Annotated in this window: 16 protein-coding genes and 1 tRNA gene; 9 read left to right on the forward strand and 8 right to left on the reverse strand. The window is 62.8% G+C overall.

Features of this window, described 5'->3' with window-relative positions; genetic code table 11:
- Window positions 1-52 precede the first annotated feature (52 nt).
- From R3F00_RS04775 to R3F00_RS04805, 7 genes are all read right to left on the reverse strand, one after another.
- On the reverse strand, window positions 53-1,270 hold the full coding sequence (locus R3F00_RS04775; protein ID WP_371280581.1) for a tyrosine-type recombinase/integrase: 1,218 nt from the start codon (window positions 1,268-1,270) through the stop codon (window positions 53-55).
- A gap of 172 nt (window positions 1,271-1,442) precedes the next feature.
- Window positions 1,443-1,518: transfer RNA gene (locus R3F00_RS04780), tRNA-Thr, on the reverse strand.
- An 83-nt stretch (window positions 1,519-1,601) separates the two neighbouring features.
- Window positions 1,602-2,267 (reverse strand): SPOR domain-containing protein, encoded by a 666-nt coding sequence (locus R3F00_RS04785; protein ID WP_371280582.1) that lies wholly within the window; start codon window positions 2,265-2,267, stop codon window positions 1,602-1,604.
- Window positions 2,268-2,486: 219 nt separating this feature from the next.
- Window positions 2,487-3,230, reverse strand: a complete 744-nt coding sequence (locus tag R3F00_RS04790) for a type III pantothenate kinase (protein ID WP_371280583.1) — start codon at window positions 3,228-3,230, stop codon at window positions 2,487-2,489.
- Entirely contained in the window at window positions 3,227-4,222 is a 996-nt protein-coding gene (locus tag R3F00_RS04795) for a biotin--[acetyl-CoA-carboxylase] ligase (RefSeq protein ID WP_371280584.1), read from the reverse strand. Before R3F00_RS04795 ends, R3F00_RS04790 begins: the two co-directional genes overlap by 4 nt.
- Window positions 4,219-4,857 carry a glycerol-3-phosphate 1-O-acyltransferase PlsY gene (gene plsY / locus R3F00_RS04800; RefSeq protein WP_371280585.1) on the reverse strand — a complete coding sequence of 213 codons (639 nt, stop codon included), beginning with the start codon at window positions 4,855-4,857 and terminating at the stop codon, window positions 4,219-4,221. Before plsY ends, R3F00_RS04795 begins: the two co-directional genes overlap by 4 nt.
- 61 nt (window positions 4,858-4,918) lie before the next feature.
- Window positions 4,919-6,727: a DegV family protein gene (locus R3F00_RS04805; RefSeq protein ID WP_371280586.1), complete on the reverse strand. Its 1,809-nt coding sequence runs from the start codon at window positions 6,725-6,727 to the stop codon at window positions 4,919-4,921.
- Window positions 6,728-7,224: 497 nt separating this feature from the next.
- On the opposite strand from R3F00_RS04805, the gene R3F00_RS04810 reads away from it, so the two are divergent.
- From R3F00_RS04810 to rpoH, 9 genes are all read left to right on the forward strand, one after another.
- Window positions 7,225-7,572, forward strand: coding sequence for a hypothetical protein (locus R3F00_RS04810; RefSeq protein ID WP_371280587.1), 348 nt, complete (start codon window positions 7,225-7,227; stop codon window positions 7,570-7,572).
- Between the two features lie 247 nt (window positions 7,573-7,819).
- Window positions 7,820-10,567, forward strand: coding sequence for a C25 family cysteine peptidase (locus R3F00_RS04815; RefSeq protein WP_371280588.1), 2,748 nt, complete (start codon window positions 7,820-7,822; stop codon window positions 10,565-10,567).
- Window positions 10,568-10,571: 4 nt separating this feature from the next.
- Complete coding sequence (locus tag R3F00_RS04820) at window positions 10,572-11,438, forward strand: decaprenyl-phosphate phosphoribosyltransferase (protein WP_371280589.1); 867 nt, start codon at window positions 10,572-10,574, stop codon at window positions 11,436-11,438.
- 60 nt (window positions 11,439-11,498) lie between these two features.
- Complete coding sequence (gene gspF / locus R3F00_RS04825; RefSeq protein WP_371280590.1) at window positions 11,499-12,707, forward strand: type II secretion system inner membrane protein GspF; 1,209 nt, start codon at window positions 11,499-11,501, stop codon at window positions 12,705-12,707.
- Window positions 12,708-12,813: 106 nt separating this feature from the next.
- Window positions 12,814-13,488, forward strand: a complete 675-nt coding sequence (ftsE, locus tag R3F00_RS04830) for a cell division ATP-binding protein FtsE (protein ID WP_371280591.1) — start codon at window positions 12,814-12,816, stop codon at window positions 13,486-13,488.
- On the forward strand, window positions 13,488-14,492 hold the full coding sequence (gene ftsX, locus R3F00_RS04835) for a permease-like cell division protein FtsX (RefSeq protein WP_371280592.1): 1,005 nt from the start codon (window positions 13,488-13,490) through the stop codon (window positions 14,490-14,492). Before ftsE ends, ftsX begins: the two co-directional genes overlap by 1 nt.
- Window positions 14,493-14,494: 2 nt before the next feature.
- The gene (locus R3F00_RS04840) at window positions 14,495-15,343 is read left to right on the forward strand and encodes a response regulator (RefSeq protein ID WP_371280593.1); all 849 of its coding nucleotides are present in this window, start codon (window positions 14,495-14,497) and stop codon (window positions 15,341-15,343) included.
- The gene (gene ung, locus R3F00_RS04845; protein WP_371280594.1) at window positions 15,340-16,029 is read left to right on the forward strand and encodes a uracil-DNA glycosylase; all 690 of its coding nucleotides are present in this window, start codon (window positions 15,340-15,342) and stop codon (window positions 16,027-16,029) included. Before R3F00_RS04840 ends, ung begins: the two co-directional genes overlap by 4 nt.
- 207 nt (window positions 16,030-16,236) lie before the next feature.
- Window positions 16,237-17,100, forward strand: a complete 864-nt coding sequence (gene rpoH / locus R3F00_RS04850) for an RNA polymerase sigma factor RpoH (RefSeq protein ID WP_371280595.1) — start codon at window positions 16,237-16,239, stop codon at window positions 17,098-17,100.
- A gap of 167 nt (window positions 17,101-17,267) precedes the next feature.
- On the opposite strand, the gene R3F00_RS04855 is transcribed toward rpoH, so the two are convergent.
- Window positions 17,268-19,454, reverse strand: coding sequence for a primosomal protein N' (locus tag R3F00_RS04855; RefSeq protein ID WP_371280596.1), 2,187 nt, complete (start codon window positions 19,452-19,454; stop codon window positions 17,268-17,270).
- Between the last annotated feature and the right edge of the window lie 330 nt (window positions 19,455-19,784).

Consider the following 19,784-nt stretch of genomic DNA (forward strand, 5'->3'; position numbering starts at 1 on the left):
CACTTTGACCGTGATTGCCTTGAATGGAAGGGCAACGAATGCCGAACGACTATTACACTCGCTTGCGCCGAATAGCCGCTACGTTGCCGCCCACACGCAATGAGTCCAAGTAATCTGCCCATGCCTGCATCATGCTTCGACGCTCTGCCATGTACTGGGCTCGGTTGTAGGCTGCTCGCACCTTGTTGCGTTCGGCGTGGGCTAGCTGGCGTTCGATCACGTCGGGATTCCATCCCAATTCGTTCAGACGTGTCGATGCCATGGCGCGAAATCCGTGCCCCGTCATCGTATCGCGGTCGAATCCCATGCGTCGCAGCGCGGCGTTGATCGTATTGTTGCTCATGGGCTCGCCTGCCGTGCGGATGCCGGGAAACAGGTAGCGCCCTCGTCCCGTCAGTGGGTGCAGGTCGCGGAGTATCGCCATTGCCTGCGTTGACAGCGGGACGACATGAGCTTCGCGCATCTTCATCTTGTCCGCAGGTATTCGCCACTCGCCAGCGTCCAGGTCGAATTCCGACCATTCGGCGCGACGCAATTCGCCCGGTCGCGCGAATACCAGTGGAGCCAGTCGCAGGGCGCAGCATGTCGGGAAGTGTCCGGCGTAGGCGTCCAACGCACGCAGCAAGTCTCCGACTTTTGCGGGATCAGTAATTGCTGCGTGAGACTTCGACACAATCGGGGCCAGTGCTCCGCGAAGGTCTGCAGAGGGGTCGCGCGTGGCCATGCCGTGCGCGATGGCATACCGGAATATCTGCCCCACTCTGGCTTTCAAGCGATGCGCGGTTTCGTTTGCTCCGCGCGATTCAATGCGCTTCAGGACCGCCAGCAACTCGGGCGGGTCTATTTCAGTCATGGGACGTGGACCCAGCCAAGGGAAGGCAAACAGTTCCAAGGTCCGCTCTGCCTTCTTGTGCGTGATCGGTGCCATCTTCCGCTTCTGGCTCGCCAGCCATTGGCGCGCGACCCCTTCGAACGTCGTTTCTGCCGACAGCAATCGCTTGTGCCGGGCTGCTCTGCGTTGCGTGGCCGGGTCTATTCCGTCGCGAAGGGCGCGGCGCGCGTCATCCTTGCGTTCGCGTGCTTCGGCAAGGGTGACTTCGGGAAAGACGCCGAAGGCCAGCCGTGTGTCCTTGCCAGCGTAGCGGTAACGCCAGCGCCAATAGCGCGATCCGTTCGGCATGATCTCCAGATACAGACCGGCACCGTCGGTGAGCTTGTAGGGCTTCGCGCGCGGCTTTGCGTTGCGTATCGCTGTCACGGTCAGCGGCATGGGGCCATCTCGCTCTGACGTGGGGCCATATCGCCCACATTCCCCCGATGATGGCCCCACATCAGACTGGATGCAACGGGACTACTCGGGACAGCACGCAACAAAAAACCCGCATTCTCAGCGGGTTTCGGCGGGTCTTCGGGATTGTGAGGGATCTCTCGAAACCCCTGTATGGTGCCGGCACCCGGATTCGAACTGGGGACCTACCGCTTACAAGGCGGTTGCTCTACCAACTGAGCTATGCCGGCGTTGGGGGTGCGCATTCTAGAGGACAACCCGGCAAATACCAATGCGCAGGACCGGATGGTTTAGGCCGACTTTTCGATGCTGATCAAAAACAGTCGATCGCGCGCTCTTCAAGACCGGTGGCATTGACCGCCAGGACACGCCAGTTGACGGGCTTGTCGGCGGATCGGGCGAAATCGATCCAGTAGACCGGCAGTTCCTCCGTACGCTGGATGAGTTGTGGGGCGAATCCCATGGCCTCGATATCAGCCTTGCGCCGCTCCGCATTGGCCTGCTCGCGAAACAGGCCCAGAGAAATCGTATTGAGCTGCTCACCCGCGGTCACTACGTAATAGTCGCGCACGCCCTTGGCAGACAGGGTCCGTGCGACTCCAAGGGCTTCCTCTCGCGATTTCATCGCTTCGAGAAAGACCCAGTAGCCCCGGGATTGCGTCGCGCGCTCATCCCGGTACTGGATGCGCTTGACCACAGGCGTCATGGCACCGAGCGTGGCGCGCATGTCCGACTGCGTCTGGAAGGGGCCGATGGACACGCACACGTCGGTGCCGCTGGCCGTTGTCGGACCGGTTGCTACTGCTGTTGCCGCGGGCTGACCCCCGGCTGCATCGCGCTCGGAAAGCAGCACCAGTGCGGGGACGCCCGGGTCGCTTGGTGCAAACGGACTGGCTGCGGGTTGCGGAGCAAACGCGATCCAGCAAGCACCGCCAATGTTCAGCGCAAGCAGGAGCAGGAAAAGAACTCTGGGGAACATCCGATCTCGATGAAATTGGCGGAATGGAAGGTCTGGAGCACGATTCTAGCCCCAACACCTACGTTGAATCGTCTGCCTGGCAGGCAGTTGTGCTCGTTCATGCAAGTTCGCGGCAAGACGCAACGGGCCGAAGCAGCGCAGTCTACAGGGCGCCATTGATCCTCTGGAGGTCCATTCTGACACCGCATCGTGTCGCTGCAGCAGCGCTTCCGCAGCCGGCTAGCTGGATTCTTCCGCTGCCCAGAGCGCCAGACCCCGCAATACCAGATCCCGTCCACGCTCCACATCCGGCATAAGGGGCAGCCATTCATCGAGGCCGCCGCCGTCGCCGACCATCGCCACATCGGTGTCGAGGCGCCTGGAAACCGTCTCGCGAAAGCGCTCTACAAGCGCCACTGCCGCCAGCAGGCAACCGGACCAGGCTGCATCTATCGTGTTGCTTGCGATGTCGACAAGGGTTCCCTGACTCTCGCCAACCTGGGCAGTGGCACGACCGAGCGACTGGCGCATCAGCATGGGCGACGGCGCAATCAGTCCTCCGAGATGGTTTCCGTCCGCGGCTAACGCGTCGAGGGTCAACGCCGTTCCGCAGCTGATCAGGATTTGTGCGCGCGGCTTGTCCGCATGCAAGGCGGCGAGGGCAAGGAACCGGTCTACGCCCAGTCGAGCGGGGTCCGAACGATAAGCATTGGTGACGCCGAGCGCTGCCCGCGGACTACGCACGAAACTGGCCTCCTGGTTGAACAGACTTTCGACCAGTGTGGCCAATTCCTGCTCCCGCTCGGGCTTGACCACGCTGGCCACGAGGATTTCCTGCGGACGCTGCAGGGCGCTCCAGTTCGCGCTGAGCGCCGTCTCCAGCGAGGTATCGGCATGTGCGAATACACCGCCCATTGAACGTTTTCCACCGGTCCAGATGGCCCATTTCAGGCGCGTGTTGCCGAAATCCACCAGCAGATTCATGGCTGGACTTCCGACCGGATTCGAATGCTCACCTCACCGCTGTCCACAACGAGCTCCCCGTTTGTCGTGCTGACGCGCAAGGCTCCGGAATCATCGACCCCGACAGCCACGCCTTCTCGAAATCCCCGAGCAGTCGACACGCGGACAGAGTGTCCGCGCAGCACATCGTACTGCGCAAACTCCTTCTTGAACGAGGAAAATGTCGTATTCCTGAACTGTTCAACGGCTTCCAGAACGCGAGCGAGCAGTCGTCCGGCCAGCGCGTTCCGTTCCGGAACGGACTCACGTCGCGCCGAGGCCAGATCGATCCAGGCTTGATCGATGAATTCTTGAGCCGGTTCGCCAAGGCGCACATTGATACCGATACCGGCAATCGCATGGCAGGGCCCCAATGCATCGCCGCCCAGTTCGACCAGGATACCTGCCAGTTTTCGGCGACGAATCTGCACATCATTCGGCCACTTCAGACCTGCATCGACGTAGCCGAAGTCGCGCAGCGCCCGCACTACGCCTATCCCGACCACCAGGCTCAGCCCGGCCAGCGTCGACATGCTTCTTTCAAACTTCCATAGAATGGAAAACGCCAACCCTCCCCCGAGCGGCGAATACCAGCTGCGGCCGCGTCGGCCGCGCCCACCGGTCTGAATCTCGGCGAAACACACTCTCGGCGACGCGCATTCCGCTGAGACGCGCCGGGCCAACTCGCTGCTGGTCGAGTCGATCTGCCAGCAGACATCGATGTCAGCTGCGTCGAGCGCAAGCTCGGCCGGAAGACCGGCTGCGATCAGCCGCGCATCGAGCTGCTCAACACGGGATTGCAACGCATAGCCCTTGCCTGTCTGGACTCCGATTGGAGCGCCGTGCGAGCGCAGGCTCTCGATCTGCTTCCAGATGGCCGCACGAGTCACTCCGAACCGAGCCGCCAGGACACTGCCCGAGATTGTCTTGTCCACTTGCAACAGGGCCAGAAGCTGTTTCGCCTCGATGCTCACGAGCGGTCCTTGCGCTGACCCAGCTTTGGTTCTTCGTGGCGCAGCAGGCGCCCCAGATTGCTGCGATGCGTGTAAACGAGCAGTACGGCAATGCCCACCGCAAACGGCAGCAGCGCAGACGATCGGGAATACTCGAGCAGATCCCCGCCAACAACAAGGCAGGGAAAAGCCAGCGCCGCGCTGACTGTGGCAAGGCCGACGTAGCGCGTCACGCCAATGACGCCAAGCCAGACCACGAACAGCATCGCCGCGATCAGGGGTGCCACGACCAGGATCACGCCGACCGCCGTGCCGGCACCCTTGCCTCCGCGAAAACCGAAGAACACCGGCCAGCAATGACCGAGCACCGCAGCAAATCCGCACAGGGCGACTGCGCCATGCAGGCCGGTAGTCGGCAACTCCGCGTGTCCCGGCTGCCAGTAACCGAGCAAGGCCGCCAGCGCACCCTTGCCGACATCAATGACAACCACTGCCAGGGCAAACCTCCAGCCGGCAACGCGCAATGCGTTGGTTCCGCCGGCATTGCCGCTGCCATGCTGGCGTATATCCAGGCCACGCAAGCGACCCACCAGAAGACTTCCGGACAAGGAGCCAAGCAGGTAGGCAATCGCAATCTTGACTGCAAGTAGCAGCATATCCGGACTCCAGGAAACGATTCCGGCCATCACTGCCGCCGGATGTGCCTGCATGCTCTCATCAACCCGCATCCTTGGGCATCAGGGAAAGCGCTATGGCGCCGGGGCCGGCATGCGCTCCGATCGCGCTCCCTGCATCCAGCAGAGGCGCACACTCCACTCCGGGCAATTGTTCGAGCAGGGCATCGCGCACGCGTCGGCCCTGCTCGGGGTTGTCGCAATGCATGACCTGGGCGCGCCAACGACGGTTGCGATCCGTCTTGCTCAAGACCCGGCGCACGAATCGCTCGGCCAGGCGTTTGCCGTGCAACGTGACGCCCGTGACATGCAACTTTCCGTCGCCGCCGCCGATGCGCACGATCGGCACCAGCCCGAGCCAGCGTGTAATCGGCAGGGCCCATGCCGGCACACGGCCGCCGCGGACGGCCGAACTCAAGTCGGTCAGGAATGCAAACGTCGCGGTTTGCTCGCGCAACGTCTCGAGTTCGAGCGCAATGACCCGGGCGGCCACGCCGGCAAGCGCGCGTTCGGCCGCATACAGGGCGAGCAGGCCGTGCCCGCCGGAAACATTGGCGGAGTCGACGACGTGCACGCGCGGGCCATAGCCGGCGGCAGCCGATTCGCCCGCCTGCAAGGTGCCCGAAACGGCGCGCGAAACGCCAAGGTAAAGAACCTCCTCATGATGGCTGAGCAGGAATCCGAACAGACGGCGGAAATCTCCAGCGGGTGGCTGCGAGGTCCGGACCACGTGCTCGCTCGTGCGCAGCAGATCGTAGAACGCGTCGGGAGACAGCGACACCTTGTCCAGATAGTCCTCGGCCCCGACAGTGATGCGCACCGGCACCACCTGAATTGGCAAGGATTCAAGTGCTTCCGCCGGCAAGTCCGCAGCCGAGTCGATGACCACGACCGACTTGCCAAGCGTGTGAGCCGTACGTTGCTGTGCGTGCATGTCATCGGCCTTGCGTGCACGCACCTCGCCGAATTCCGAGAGCACTTCAAACAGCAGCGTCGGTTCGTTGACATGCATGTGCACACGCAGTTTTTCGCGGGTGCCCGCCATGACCAGGCTTGAGCCGCCGAGTGTGTCCAGCGCTGATCGGACCGCGGCGCGATCGATATCGCTGGCAGACAGCACGCACTCGGTACACCAGCGCTCGGCCGATTCGGCATGCGCGTCGGCAGCAACCACGACACCGGCCTCCCCGGAACCTGGCCGATCGACCTCGCTTGCCACAGACTTGCCATGGACGATGAACTCGTTGATGCCCTCGAGCAGATGCAGGAATCCCTGAGCTCCGGCGTCCACGACACCGGCCTTGCGCAAGACCGCGAGCTGGTTTGGCGTATTCGCAAGCGCCTCCCGACTGGCGAAGAGCGCCTGCGCAAACGCCTGGCGAAGGTCCTCGACGCCGTGATCGCAGGCTTCGCGCAGAGACGTCGAAAAGGCGGAGATCACCGACAGCATGGTGCCTTCGCGCGGCTCGGCGATCGCCTGGCGCGCCTGCTCGGAACTGAATGCCGCGGCGCTCGCCAGCTGGCTCAGCGCAAGGCGCCTGTGCCCGGCCAGCGATTCGCCGAGTCCCTGCAGGAATTGCGCAAGTATCGCGCCGGAATTGCCTCTCGCCGCGTCGATCGCTTCACTGGCCATGCGCTCGAAGACCGCCCCCGCGCTGGCTCGGGGCATGTCGCGCAGGGCGTCGCGCACGCTGCTCAGAGTGAATCCGAGATTGCTGCCGGTATCGCCATCGGGAACCGGAAAGACATTGATCCGATTGAGCAGGTCACGCTCCGAGATGACCCGGCCCATGCCCGCGATCAGGGCACGTTTGACCGCAGGCCCATCGGTGTCCCCATGGATTTTCGACATTCTGTGCAGAGCGCTGACGATGACTGGACGCAGCAGTCTAACGAGGCTGGCGGCAACAGGTCGCGCTGCGCTGCAGCGCATGGACACATCGCGAGCCGGGCTGTGCGGGTTTCCAATCCGGGCTTTGTCCGGCCGGGCCGAGAAATCCCCTTTTCGTTCATGGAACCACCACGAGCCTGCCAACCTTGGGGATGCCGTCCTGGCGTCACCGAACTTCCGGCCCTGGGCGGGCTGACCGCGACCGGACGGGACACTGTCCGCGACTGTCCGCTGCTGTCCACTGGACATGCTGCTGGAGCCCTGAATTTCCGCAAGTCATTGAAACAAAAATGGTTTGACCTCTGGCATGATTACTGCTGAGGATTCAGTGCACTATTGTGCATGAATCTTCCGGCAGCCTGCCGGCAAGCACGGCTGCTGGCGTCGATGCCGGGATCATGGGAGTATTCCAAGTCCCAGCGTAGCAGCAGTCCCGTGCAGCAATCCGGAGACTTGTCATGAGAACGCGCTTCATCACTTTCATTCTGGCCTCACTGCCCTTGGCGTTCACCGCGCAGGCCGGCGAGATCTCGATGGATAGCGGCGCCTATGGCTCTGGCGCCAGGGGAGATTGTGCTTCAGCGCGATCCTTGCATTCCGAGGATCGTGATGCTGCGGACAACAATACGGATGTCCGTTATTCCGGCACGGCATCGGGAAGCGCTCGCCTCAAGGTTTCCGATGAAGCCGACGAGGCCTCCGAATCTGAATCTGCCGGTAGCAGCGCAACCGGAAAATCGATGTCAGTCCCGGTCAAATCACGCAGCACGCGCTGGCAATCGCTGGTGCCCGGCGCCATCAAATAGCTGCGCGGCGAGAACCCCGCACGCTGTTGTCGCCGGGATTCGCGATCAAGTCACCCGCACTCGCGGAATAACAGACAGACTGCGCGCGTCTGTCTTCCTGTCTGGCTCAGGCCGAGACGGCGGTTCCTGAATCGCCTCCTGCAGGCCGCTCAGCCCGCTTCCGCCGGGCATGGGCAGCGCAGCAGCCTTGTTGCAGAGTTTGGTCCAGCCCACTAGCCTAGCGGATTGTTGTTCCGGTTGGTCGCCAATGTTGGATTCACCCGCGTCGTTTTCCTCCCTGATCCACGCTCGTCACACCCTGCACAAGCTTTTCGTTGCTGTACTGCTCAGCCCGTTGCCGGCCCTCGCCTGCACTGGAAGCGTGCACATCGAACTTGAGAACACGGAGCTCTATGCGCTGGATCACGCGGCAATCGTTGCTGCGCAGCCCGGCTTGGCCGATTGCACCAGCGATCGACTGGTGATGAAGACAAAAGGCAAGGAGGTCGCGTTGCGTGTCGTGGACGAGGACGGCAAGTTCGGCCCGGGCGATCGCGTCGAGTGGCTTGGCCAGCAACTGCATGGCCCGGCAAGCTGGTTCAACAATTACAGCATCAACAATGTCTACGTGCTTTCCGCTGCCGACGGCAGTCACATGCGCATGCACGATCTGGAGGCCGCTGGCGCTGGAGCTGCGCCACTGGAGCGCACCTTGCACATGGAGCAGGAAAACCTGCTGATCCGGCTCGATCCGAGCCAACACAAACCGGGCGAAGAACCGGATGTATGGCAATGGGTCAAGTTGACCCATGCAGATCCGGAGCCATTCAGCACCCGGTTTGATCTGCCGGACCTCGCCAGCACGCGGACAGCAGACGTGCGTCTTCGCTTGAACTTCCGCGGAATATCAAAGGTCGCTGTTCCGTACAAATTGAGGGGTACGCCGGTAGACGACCATGTCCTCGACGTACGCGTGAACGGAGCGCTGCTCGAACAACTCAGGTGGAATGGACGCGACGAGTTCACGCACGAGATCTCTGTTGCGGCGGAGAATCTGCGCCCGGCGGCCAACAAGCTGACCCTTTCAATTCCGAAACGCGGGCTGCCCTGGAAGGAAGAGCAGAACATTGTCGATGTCGTCATGTTCAACTGGATGGAAGCCAGCTATCCCCTGAAAGGGGATATCGAGGCCGGGGCGCCACCGATGCAGACCGCACAGCCATCTGACCTGGCCATCGAGCTGCACTGGAAAGGCGATGGGCCGGCACCGGCACTGGTGGGCGACGATGGCAGCCGCAGACTGCCGCTCAAGCTCGGCAATGGACGCTACCGTTATGCGTCGGCGCCGCCGGAAGTCAGCCTCTATCCCGAAGCAAGCTTCGCTTCGCCGGTTGCACTTCGGAGCATTGGCGAAAGCGTGTTGCGCACGCCCGGCACGGGCTACGACTATCTGATCGTCAGTCATGCCAGCCTGATCGACTCCATTAGGCCGCTTGCCGAATACCACGAAAAGCAAGGCCTCAAGGTGGCCGTTCTGGACGTTGCCAGTGTCTACGACGAGTTCAACCACGGCATCGTCCACCCGCAGGCTATTCGCAATCTTGTTGACCATGCCTGGCACGAGTGGCCCGAGCCTCGCCCCCGCTTCCTGCTGCTGGTCGGAGACGCGAGCTTCGATATTCGCCACGACGAATACAACGACCTGGCATACGCCAAGTTCGCCCACAGTGCCCAGGAAATGCTGCCCGGCCAGTTCTCCGGTATTCCTGCCACACGCTACGAATCCACCGACAAGCTGCTAGCCAGTCGAAACCTCATTCCAACCTGGCAATACCCATCGGCCGAAGGCCAATCCGCCAGTGACAACTGGTTTGGCGCGGTCGATGGAGACGACTATCACCCGGTCGTGGCCGTTGGCAGGTTTCCAGTGGTCGAACCTGCCGAAGTCAGCGCCATTGTCGACAAGACGCTCGACTACCTGACTACGCCGCAGCCCGGCAGTTGGCGCCGCGACGTGATGTTCATCACGGATGAATCGAACTACTTCAAGAAGGCTTCGGACGAGATTGCTTCAAGCGTCGGTCAAAAGGGGTTCCTTTCCGACAAGATCTACGCCAGTTCCGATGAAAAGGACAATATCGCCCATCAGAGTGCCATCAAGGATGGCCTCAACTCCGGGCAGTTGCTCGTGCATTTCATTGGCCATGGTGGCCGTTATATCTGGCGAACGGGACCGCCCGACCTGCGCAAGAATCACGATCTGTTCACGCTCGACGATGTCAGCCAGCTTGAGAATGGTGATCGCTTGCCGATGATCCTGTCCATGACCTGCTATTCGGCACCTTTCGACAACCCGACCGAAGACTCGATTGGCGAACGCTTCCTGCGTGAACCCGGCAAGGGCGCTGTGGCCGTATTCGCGGCCTCCTGGCGAAATGCACCCTCCACGACATTCAGCAAGAACCTGGTCAAGGAACTGCTGGTGCCTGATGCCACTATCGGCGAAGCAATCGTGCGCGCCAAGAAGAGTATCGACGACCGGACTCTGGTGGAAATGTACAATCTGCTCGGCGATCCGGCCGTCGTTCTCGAGCGACCGCGCTCCAGAGCGCGCGTGCAACTGGCAGGAGGCCGCTGGGATCCTTCGGTGACGGTCGCCTTGCCGGACAAGGACTTCTACGGCCGGGTCGGCGTCGACTGGATTGATGCCGAAAACAAGATCCTGGCCACCATGGACTATCAGGTGGAGTCGAACGTATTCAGCTTGCCGGTGCCCAGGTTCGAAGGCGGCAAGATTGCCCGCGCTGTCGGCGTCTATGCCAGCGACAAGAATGGCGACCTGGACGAGCTGACAGGGTTCAGGCTGGATTTCGCACGCTATCACCGACGCAACGGATTTCAGCTGAGTGCGTGGTTGAATCCCGAAAAGCCGCGAGCTGCCGATACGATCATGTTCAGTGGCTATGACGAAGAACCGGACTACGAAGCCGAAGCTGAATCTGCGAGCGAAGACTGATCCGATGCCGCGACTATCGGCACTGATCGAACTGGCGCGTCCAACGCAGTGGATCAAGAATGGATTTGTCCTGCTGCCGTTGTTCTTCGCGCACGCCATGTTCGACACCAGCGCAATGCAGGGTGCCGTACTGGCAACCGCTGCATTCTGCCTTGTGGCTTCTGCGGTCTATGCCTTCAACGATGCCCGCGATGCCGAGCGTGATCGACGACATCCGGACAAATGCCAGCGACCGGTCGCACGCGGCGCTGTCTCGGCCGATACAGCCTACGTCTTGACGGTTGCGCTTGCCGGCGCCGGGCTCGTGCTCGCGGCGCTCGTCAACATCGATGTAGCCGCGGTGATCGGCGCCTACTTTGTCATGCAGCTGGCCTACTCGCTCGGTCTGAAGCGAATCGCCTGGCTGGATGTCGGCATCGTTGCCAGTGGATTCGCCTTGCGCATTCTCGCCGGCGGCCTGGCGGCAGGCGTCCCGCTGACCCCATGGATTCTTGCCATGGGATTTCTGCTCGCACTCATGCTTGCGCTCGGCAAGCGTCATGGTGACCTGACCCACGTCAGCGACTCGGCCAGCCGCGCAACGTCCGCCTACAACCTGAAAAGCATCGAGCGGACGCTGGCCGTACTCGGTGGAGCGGTGGTACTGGCCTACATCTTCTACACGTTTTCGCCCGACGTTCTGGCAAGACACGGGCATCACGCGCTGTTCTTCTCGACCCCCTGGGTGCTGCTTGGCGTGTTTCGTTACCTGTTTCTTGTCTTCAAGCGCGGATCGGGGGGCGATCCCAGCCGCTTGGCGGTCCGTGACCCCGTGCTGCTGGTTTCCACTGTGGGTTGGCTGACGACGCTCGCACTGATTCTCTACCACTGACTGCCATCGGCGGCCCAATCCGGCGACAATGTCGCTGAACCCGAATTCCACGGAGCCTGCGTGCCGGCATTTGCCTACCAAGCGCTCGATAGCAGCGGCAAGACGCTTCGCGGCGTAGTCCAGGGCGACACGCCACGCGCCGTGCGCTCGCTCTTGCGCGAGCGCGGCCTGAATCCGATGGCAGTCGAGGAAGTCGCCGAGGGTTCGCGAAACGGTTCGCTGTTCGCGCGACGCGCCTTGTCCGGCAGCCAGCTGGCCACACTGACGCGCCAGCTTTCCACCCTGGTCGGCGCTGACTTGCCGATTGATGAAGCGCTCGCCGCCCTGTCCGAACAGGACGACAACGAACGTCAGCGCGCGCTGACCGTCGCGCTGCGCTCACGGGTCATGGAAGGCGCCAGCCTGGCCCAGGCCATGGCCGACTTTCCGGAAAGCTTCCCGGAAATCTTTCGTGCCACCGTGGCCGCAGGCGAACAGTCGGGCCATCTCGACACGGTGCTCGAAAAACTGGCCGACTACGCCGAGTCGCGCGACGCACTTCGGCAGACACTGCTTGCTGCCCTGACCTATCCCCTGCTGCTCTCGGTGGTGGCCGTGGCGGTGGTCGCTGGCCTGCTGACCTGGGTCGTGCCGCAGATCATCGGTGTATTCCAGAACATGCAGCAAACCCTGCCCCTGGCCACCCGACTGCTCATGGGCATGTCGGATTTCCTGCGCAACTGGGCATGGTTGCTGATCGCCTTGCTGACGGCGGGCGTGGTCGGCGTCAGGCTCGCCCTGCGTCAGGAAAGAATCCGCTATCGCTGGCATCTGCTGTTGCTCAGGATGCCCTTGTTCGGGCGCCTGACGCGCGCGGCCAACACCGCGCGCGCGGCGCGCACACTGGCCTTGCTGGCCGGCGCCGCGGTGCCCCTGCTGGAAGCGCTGACCATCGCCGCACAGGTCGTGCCCAATCTGCCGATGCGTGAATCGCTGCGCCAGGCTGCGTTCAAGGTACGCGAAGGCAGCGGATTTGCCCGCGCACTCGCCGAAAGCCGCCAGTTCCCTCCGGTCGCACTGCGACTGATCGCCAGCGGCGAACGTTCCGGAGAACTGCCGCGCATGCTTGGCGAAGCGGCCGCCCAGCAGCAGCGCGATCTCGATCGCTGGCTCGGCGTGCTTTCTGCGACACTCGGACCCGCCGTGATCCTGCTCGTGGGTGCAATGGTGCTTTTCATCGTACTGGCCATCCTGATGCCGATTTTCGACCTCAATCAGATGGTCAAGTAGCCGGGAACAGGGCATAAAGAATGGGGTATGGCAAAAGCAATCGACGACGCACGGACTCCTGGCTTCTACAATTCCCCGTTCCCCATTTCCCATTCCCGCCTCGCCAATGATCCACTTCGACAACGTCAGCAAGCGCTATGCCGGGGGACACGAGGCACTGAGTGGGCTCAGTTTCGAGGTGGCTGACGGCGAAATGGTGTTCGTGACCGGCCACTCCGGTGCCGGCAAGACCACCCTGCTCAAGTTGCTCGGCCTGATCGAGAGACCGTCGCGCGGCGAGATCGTTGTCAACGGGGCACCTCTGGCCCGGGTTCGCCAGCGCTCGATTCCGCAGGTCAGACGTGGCATCGGCATGGTTTTCCAGAATCACCGGCTGCTTATGGACCGTTGCGTGTTCGACAACGTGGCCGTGCCTCTGAGCATTGCCGGCGCGGGACGCGATGAGACCGCAAGGCGCGTGCGTGCGGCACTCGACAAGGTCGGCCTGCTCGACAAGGAACGCTCGGCACCGGCCACGCTGTCCACAGGCGAACAACAGCGGGTCGGCATTGCGCGCGCCCTGGTCGGCAAACCGCCGTTGATCATTGCCGACGAACCTACCGGCAATCTCGATCCGCAACTTTCAGTCGAGATCATGAACCTGTTTGCCGAATTCCAGCAGGTCGGAACCACCGTGCTGATCGCCAGTCATGACCTGCATCTGATCCGTCACATGGGCAAGCGCGTGCTCGTGCTCGATCATGGCCAACTGATTGACGATTTTCGTCCGGCGAGCGTCTGATGGCGAAATCCCGCTCCCATGAGAATCGCCTTCGCGTTGCGCCCGCTGCCAATCAGGCCCTGCCTCGTGAACGCCGCTCCTTCGGCGCACGCTGGAGAACCTGGACCGAGCAACACCGCCAGGGCTTCCGTTCGAGCCTGGATCGCCTGCGCGCCCGCCCCTGGGCGACGATGCTGACCGGACTGGTCATGGGTGTCGCACTTTCCCTGCCGCTGTTGTTGCATGTTCTGCTCGACAACGCACGCGACCTCTCGGGCGGCTTGCGCGAGGCGCGTGAATTCACCGTTTTCCTCGATCCCGCCGAAACGCTCGAAGCGGCCCGCAAGATGGCGGACGAATACGGCCAGCGCGATGACGTGCTCGCTGTGGTCAGCCGCACGCCCGACCAGGGCCTGGCCGAATTCCGACAGTTGTCCGGCTTTGCCGAAGCACTCGAAGTGCTGCAGGGAAATCCACTGCCGAGCGTGCTGGTGATCACGCCAAGGCTCGAGTCCGATGAGGCCGAACCGCCGCTGCTGGCGGAATTGAAGGCCGATCCGCGTGTCGACATGGTCCAGTACGACGCCGCCTGGCGGCAGCGGCTTACGGCCATTCTCGAGTTCGGCGAGCGCGTAATGCTGTCGCTGGTGATCTTGCTCGGCCTCGCTACCCTGCTCGTGGTCGGCAACACGGTTCGCATGGACATTCAGTCGCGCGCCGAGGAAATCGCGGTCATCCAGCTGATGGGGGCGAGCGATGGCTATGTCCGGCGACCGTTTCTCTACGCCGGCTTGTGGTACGGGATACTTGGCGGTGTACTTGCGGTGATCGCCGTTGGTATGGTCGAACTTGCGGTACGCGTTCCGCTGCTGGATCTGCTGGCCAGCTACGGAAACCGTTTCGACCTGCATGGCTTCGGCTGGGAGCAGGCTCTGATCGTCGTTGGCGCCAGCGCGCTGCTGGGCTGGACCGGCGCATGGATTGTCAGCACCCGTTACCTGTTTGCCGGGCGTCCGAAATCGTGAACATGAAAACCAACCTCACCCGCCACCTGTCCTCCGATGAACCACGCGTGCTGGTTGTCGATGGCTCGCGGGTCGTGCGCCGCCTGATCGAACAGATGCTCAAGTCGAACTTGCCCGGCGTTACCGTGCTGGCCTGCGAGACCGGCGCCGAGGCGCTCGCCCAGCTGAGTGACGGCGTCGTCGATTTCGTGACCACGGCACTGCGCCTGCCGGACATGGACGGCCTTGCTCTGGCCCGGCAAATCCGCGAGAACTCGCCGCAGGCGTACATGCCCATCGTCGTGGTTTCCGGTGACGTGCAGGAGCGCCTGGTCGAACGCACCCTGAGCGACGATGTCACCGACTACTTCGACAAGGCCCTGGGTTTCCAGGCTCTGGCCGAGTTCATTCGCGGTTATGTGCGCCCGACGGAGTCGACCGCGGGTGAAGTGCTCTACGTCGAGGACAGCCGGGTGGTCGCGCTGGCGACGCGGCGCATGCTCGAGAAGCATGGCCTGACGGTTCTCCATGTTATCGCGGTCGAGGACGCACTGGCCATGCTCGAGACGGCGCAATCGATGGACCGGATTGGCGCAGACATCGTGCTGACCGACGTCAACCTGAAGGGCGAGCTGACCGGGGGCGATCTGCTCGAACGGATCCGCCATCAGCTCGGCTACGGCAAGGGCCACCTGCCGGTCATCGTCATGACTGGCGACGACAATCCCGAAAACCAGGCCGCCCTGCTGCGCGCGGGCGCGAATGATCTGGTCGAAAAACCCATCGAGGAACGTCTGCTGGTGACCAAATTGCTGTTTCAGATGCGCGTGGGTCGGCGCCTGCGCGAGCGAGTCAGCCATGCCAGAACATGAGCAATGATCGTGTCATTCTCGATCCGTCCTGGAAGCAGCGCCTGAGCGCAGCTCTGGACGATCCTCGAATGCAGGCCCTGGGCACCTTCCTGCGTGCCGAAAAGGCCGCCGGAAAGATCATCTACCCGCGTGGTTCGCAGATTTTCGCAGCCCTCGATTCGACACCCTTCGATGCGGTCAAGGTGGTCATCCTGGGCCAGGACCCCTATCACGGACCTGGCCAGGCCCATGGGCTCAGCTTTTCGGTGCCGAACGGTGTCGCAATTCCGCCCTCGCTGCAGAACATATTCAAGGAAATCACACGTGATCTCGGCGTGCCCCGTCCCCGGCATGGCTGCCTGACCGCCTGGGCCGAACAAGGCGTGCTGCTGCTCAATGCCGTGCTGACCGTCGAGCACGGCATGGCCGGGTCGCACCAGGGCAAGGGCTGGGAAGAATTCACCGATGCCTGCATTGCTGCCCTTGCGGGAGAACGGGAAGGTCTGGTCTTCCTGCTCTGGGGCAGCTATGCGCAGGCCAAGGGGAGACTGATCGACAACCGCCGGCATCTGGTTCTGAAAGCTCCGCACCCCTCGCCCCTGTCCGCACATCGGGGCTTTCTGGGCTGCGGGCATTTTTCCCTCGCCAATCGCTATCTGGAACAACACGGGCAACGCGGCATCGACTGGGCGCTGGGGCCAGGCTGACACCGGCTTGCCGGTTTGTGAGGGGTCCGGTCCATGATTGTTCACGCCTGATTGCTGGTCTGCTCACTGCGCGTTAACCGAAACCGCGCTACTATACTGTCCAGTTCAGTTATTTCCGCATCCCGCCCCACAAACGGGAACTCCGCGCGGTCTTTAGCACTCCATGTATGCGAGTGCTAAAATCAGCGCATGAATGAGGATACCTGCATGAGCAATGCCGTCATCGCCGCCAATTTCCCGGTTCCCAGCCCGCTGGGCAGCCTGGATGCCTACATTTCCGCCGTTCACCGCGTCCCCATGCTGAGCCCGGAAGACGAGCAGGCACTGGCACGCGACTATATCGAGCGGGAAAACATCGAATCGGCTCGCAAGATGGTCATGTCGCATCTGCGCTTTGTCGTGCACGTTGCCCGCGGCTATGCCGGCTACGGCCTGCAGATTGCCGACCTGATCCAAGAAGGCAACATCGGTCTGATGAAGGCGGTCAAGCGCTTCGACCCGGACCAGGGCGTACGCCTGGTGTCGTTCGCCGTGCACTGGATTCGCGCCGAGATGCATGAATTCATCCTGCGCAACTGGCGCATCGTCAAGGTCGCCACGACCAAGGCGCAACGCAAGCTGTTCTTCAACCTGCGCAAGTCGAAGAAGCGTCTGGGCTGGATGAACAATGATGAAGTGAACACGGTTGCGCGCGAGCTCGGCGTACCGGCAGCAACGGTGCTGGAGATGGAGTCTCGGCTGAGCGGTCGTGACATCGCGTTCGACGCGCCGACCGACGACGACGAGGACAAGCGTCCTTCGCCTGTGATGTTCCTCGAGGACCATCAGAACGCCGACCCCTACATGACGGTTGAAAACGATTCCGAAGAGGAAGCCTCGCACGACACCCTGCACGAGGGTCTCAACGCCCTCGACAAGCGTTCGCGCGACATCATCCAGCGTCGCTGGCTAGTTGAGGGCGAAAAGGCGACGCTGCAGGAACTGGCCGACGAATACGGCGTGTCAGCCGAACGCATTCGCCAGGTCGAAGCCAATGCCATGAAGAAAATGCGCGCGTTGTTTGTGGCTTAAAAGCCGGGATTCGGGATTCGGGATTCGCAGGCTCGCCGATTGCCGACGCTTGAATCGCTGGCCTGTTCTTGGGCGTTATCGAGCAAGCGGTCCTGAATAGGAGCGCCGCAGAACGTGGTGCTTTTCCGAATCGCGAATCCCGAATCTCGAATCCCGCTTGCTTCCGACTATCCCATCTCGACCGGGTCGACATCGATCGACCAGCGCACGCGTCGTGCACCGGGCCATGTCCGGATCGCCTCCAGCCAGTCCGGAAGAAATGCCTGCATCGCGCTGCGCGTGGATGCCTCGATCAATACCTGGGAGCGCTGGAACCCGGCGCGTCTCGGCATCGGTGCCGGCAGCGGCCCATGGGCCATGATGCCCTTGCCCGTGGACTTTGCCAGCGCCACCGCCTCGGTCAGGAATGCGGTTGCATCGACCAGGGATTTCGACTCGGCTCGCAATAGCGCCATCTGCGCGAAAGGCGGCAAGCCGGCGGCGCGGCGTTCGTCCTTCAGATTGCTGACCAGGGCCGGATAGCCACCCCGTATCAGCGCCAGCAGGAGCGGGTGATCCGGATGATGTGTCTGCAAGATGACACTGCCGGGGCGTTCGGCGCGACCGGCGCGACCGGACACCTGCACGATCAACTGGCCGAGCCGCTCACTGGCGCGAAAATCGACGCTGCGCAAGCCTTCGTCCACGCCCGTCACGACGACCAGGGTCAGGTTGGGAAGATCGTGTCCCTTGGCCAGCATCTGCGTACCCACAAGAATGCGCGGCCCCTCGACATCCAGTTGCTCGAACACTGCGTCGCGCCCTGCTCGGCTGCGCGTGCTGTCCCGATCGACGCGGAGAACGGGCACGTCCGGAAAGCGCTGCTTGAGCGCTTCCTCGATGCGTTCCGTACCTTGTCCCTGCGGCGCCAGGGCGATGCCTGCACATTCCGGGCAGGCCGACGGGATCCTCGACTCGGCGCCACAGTGATGGCAGCGCAGGCGCGCCGCACCCCGGTGCACGGTCAGCGGGCGGTCACATCGTGCGCACTGTGCGCTCCAGCCGCAGGATCGGCAAAAAAGCACCGGTGCATAGCCGCGTCGATTGCGAAACACCAGGACCTGCTCGTTTCGGGCGATGCACCGCGCGATCGCATCGAGCGTGTTGATGGCCAGACCCTCTTCGAGCCGCTTGTTGCGCAGATCCATGATCTGCAGCGAAGGGGGGCGCGCAACACCGGCACGCTGGCTCAGGCGCAACGGGCGATAGCGCCCGGCATCAACGTTGGCAAGGCTTTCCAGGGACGGCGTGGCCGAGCCCAGCACGATCGGGATGCCGAGCGCCCTTGCGCGCACAACGGCCAGATCGCGTGCGTGATAGCGGAAGCCGTCCTGCTGCTTGTACGAGGTGTCGTGCTCTTCATCGACCACGATCAGCCCCGGCGCGGGCAGGGGCACGAACACGGCCGAACGCGTACCCAGGACGACCCGCGCTTCGCCGCGCGCCGCGTCGAGCCAGGCCTGGCTGCGCTCGCGTTCGGACAATCCGGAATGCAGGATGGCGATGTCCATGCCCAGGCGTTCGCGGAATCGCCGCATCGTCTGCGGTGTCAGCGCAATTTCAGGGACCAGCACCAGCGCCTGTCGCCCGTGCCGGATCGCCTCGCGGATCGCAGCCAGATACACCTCGGTCTTGCCACTGCCAGTCACGCCATCAAGCAGAAAAGGCGAAAAACGCCCCTGGCTGCCAAGAATCGCGTCCACCGCCTGCTTCTGCTCCGGGTTGAGCAGAGGTGCCGCCACCGCTGCACGTCCTGCTGGTTGCCTGGTCAGGCGCAGCTCCGAGACCCAGCCGCGCTCGCGAAGGGTACGCGCTGCCGCGCGCCAGCCTGGTATCTCGAGATCAAGCATCGCGGTTGACTGGGCACTCTCGGCGAGCAGGCTCAGCAGGGCATCGATCCGGGTTCCACGGCGATGCCCCGGCTGTTCCCGACCGTGTCGCCCACTGGCCGTCAATTCAAGCGCCGGAACGCCGCTTTCGGGAAGCTCGCGGCCGCTGCGCAGGCCAGTCGGCAAGCCTGCTTCGCAAACTTCCCCGAGCGCGTGCTGGTAGTACCTGGCCGCCCAGCTCAGGGTCTGCATCAGCTCCTCGGTCAGCAGCGGGCGCTGATCGAGCAAAGCCGAGACCTCCTGCAGCTTTGCATCCGCAACGGCGCTGTTGTCGGCGATCTCGACAACGATCCCGGTCAGTTGGCGACGGCCGAACGGAACGCGCACGCGACTGCCTGGCCCGGGCTCGGCCATGTCGGATGCGAGTCGATAATCGAACAGGCGATGCAGCGGCACCGGGACCGCCACACGGACGATGCGCGGCATAAATCATGAATCGGGTCAGGCCAGGCCAGCAGTTTAAGGCAAGGCCGACCCGTGCAGCAGCGGACCGCGAAGGATTGGCTCAATGGGTCGGACTCCGGAGGTTGCGCGTCCAGAATCAGGACGTTCTGCAGGGCGATGGCGCCGGGATTGCCGTTATCCAGCGCGCCTCCAGGGGGGAGCGTTCGCACGAAACGGGTCGATGGATCGAGCCCCTCCCGCTGCCGGCAAGGCGTTTGCACCACAATCTTGAGGGGTTCCCTAGATTATCGGGGCAAGTATTTGCTCTCCCAGAAGATTTTCCCTTATCCACAGGACCTGTGGATAAGCTTG

Source organism: Dokdonella sp. (genome assembly GCF_041395345.1).
In the GTDB taxonomy this organism is placed as follows: domain Bacteria; phylum Pseudomonadota; class Gammaproteobacteria; order Xanthomonadales; family Rhodanobacteraceae; genus Dokdonella.

What these genes read in the sequence shown, in the direction of transcription:
- R3F00_RS04855 (WP_371280596.1), bottom strand. Translation starts at nt 19,454, where the DNA reads ATGCCGCGCATCGTCCGTGTGGCGGTCCCGGTGCCGCTGCATCGCCTG.
- rpoH (WP_371280595.1), top strand. Translation starts at nt 16,237, where the DNA reads ATGAGCAATGCCGTCATCGCCGCCAATTTCCCGGTTCCCAGCCCGCTG.
- R3F00_RS04840 (WP_371280593.1), top strand. Translation starts at nt 14,495, where the DNA reads ATGAAAACCAACCTCACCCGCCACCTGTCCTCCGATGAACCACGCGTG.
- ftsX (WP_371280592.1), top strand. Translation starts at nt 13,488, where the DNA reads ATGGCGAAATCCCGCTCCCATGAGAATCGCCTTCGCGTTGCGCCCGCT.
- ftsE (WP_371280591.1), top strand. Translation starts at nt 12,814, where the DNA reads ATGATCCACTTCGACAACGTCAGCAAGCGCTATGCCGGGGGACACGAG.
- R3F00_RS04805 (WP_371280586.1), bottom strand. Translation starts at nt 6,727, where the DNA reads ATGTCGAAAATCCATGGGGACACCGATGGGCCTGCGGTCAAACGTGCC.
- R3F00_RS04810 (WP_371280587.1), top strand. Translation starts at nt 7,225, where the DNA reads ATGAGAACGCGCTTCATCACTTTCATTCTGGCCTCACTGCCCTTGGCG.
- R3F00_RS04815 (WP_371280588.1), top strand. Translation starts at nt 7,820, where the DNA reads ATGTTGGATTCACCCGCGTCGTTTTCCTCCCTGATCCACGCTCGTCAC.
- R3F00_RS04790 (WP_371280583.1), bottom strand. Translation starts at nt 3,230, where the DNA reads ATGAATCTGCTGGTGGATTTCGGCAACACGCGCCTGAAATGGGCCATC.
- R3F00_RS04820 (WP_371280589.1), top strand. Translation starts at nt 10,572, where the DNA reads ATGCCGCGACTATCGGCACTGATCGAACTGGCGCGTCCAACGCAGTGG.
- R3F00_RS04785 (WP_371280582.1), bottom strand. Translation starts at nt 2,267, where the DNA reads ATGTTCCCCAGAGTTCTTTTCCTGCTCCTGCTTGCGCTGAACATTGGC.
- plsY (WP_371280585.1), bottom strand. Translation starts at nt 4,857, where the DNA reads ATGCTGCTACTTGCAGTCAAGATTGCGATTGCCTACCTGCTTGGCTCC.
- R3F00_RS04775 (WP_371280581.1), bottom strand. Translation starts at nt 1,270, where the DNA reads ATGCCGCTGACCGTGACAGCGATACGCAACGCAAAGCCGCGCGCGAAG.
- ung (WP_371280594.1), top strand. Translation starts at nt 15,340, where the DNA reads ATGAGCAATGATCGTGTCATTCTCGATCCGTCCTGGAAGCAGCGCCTG.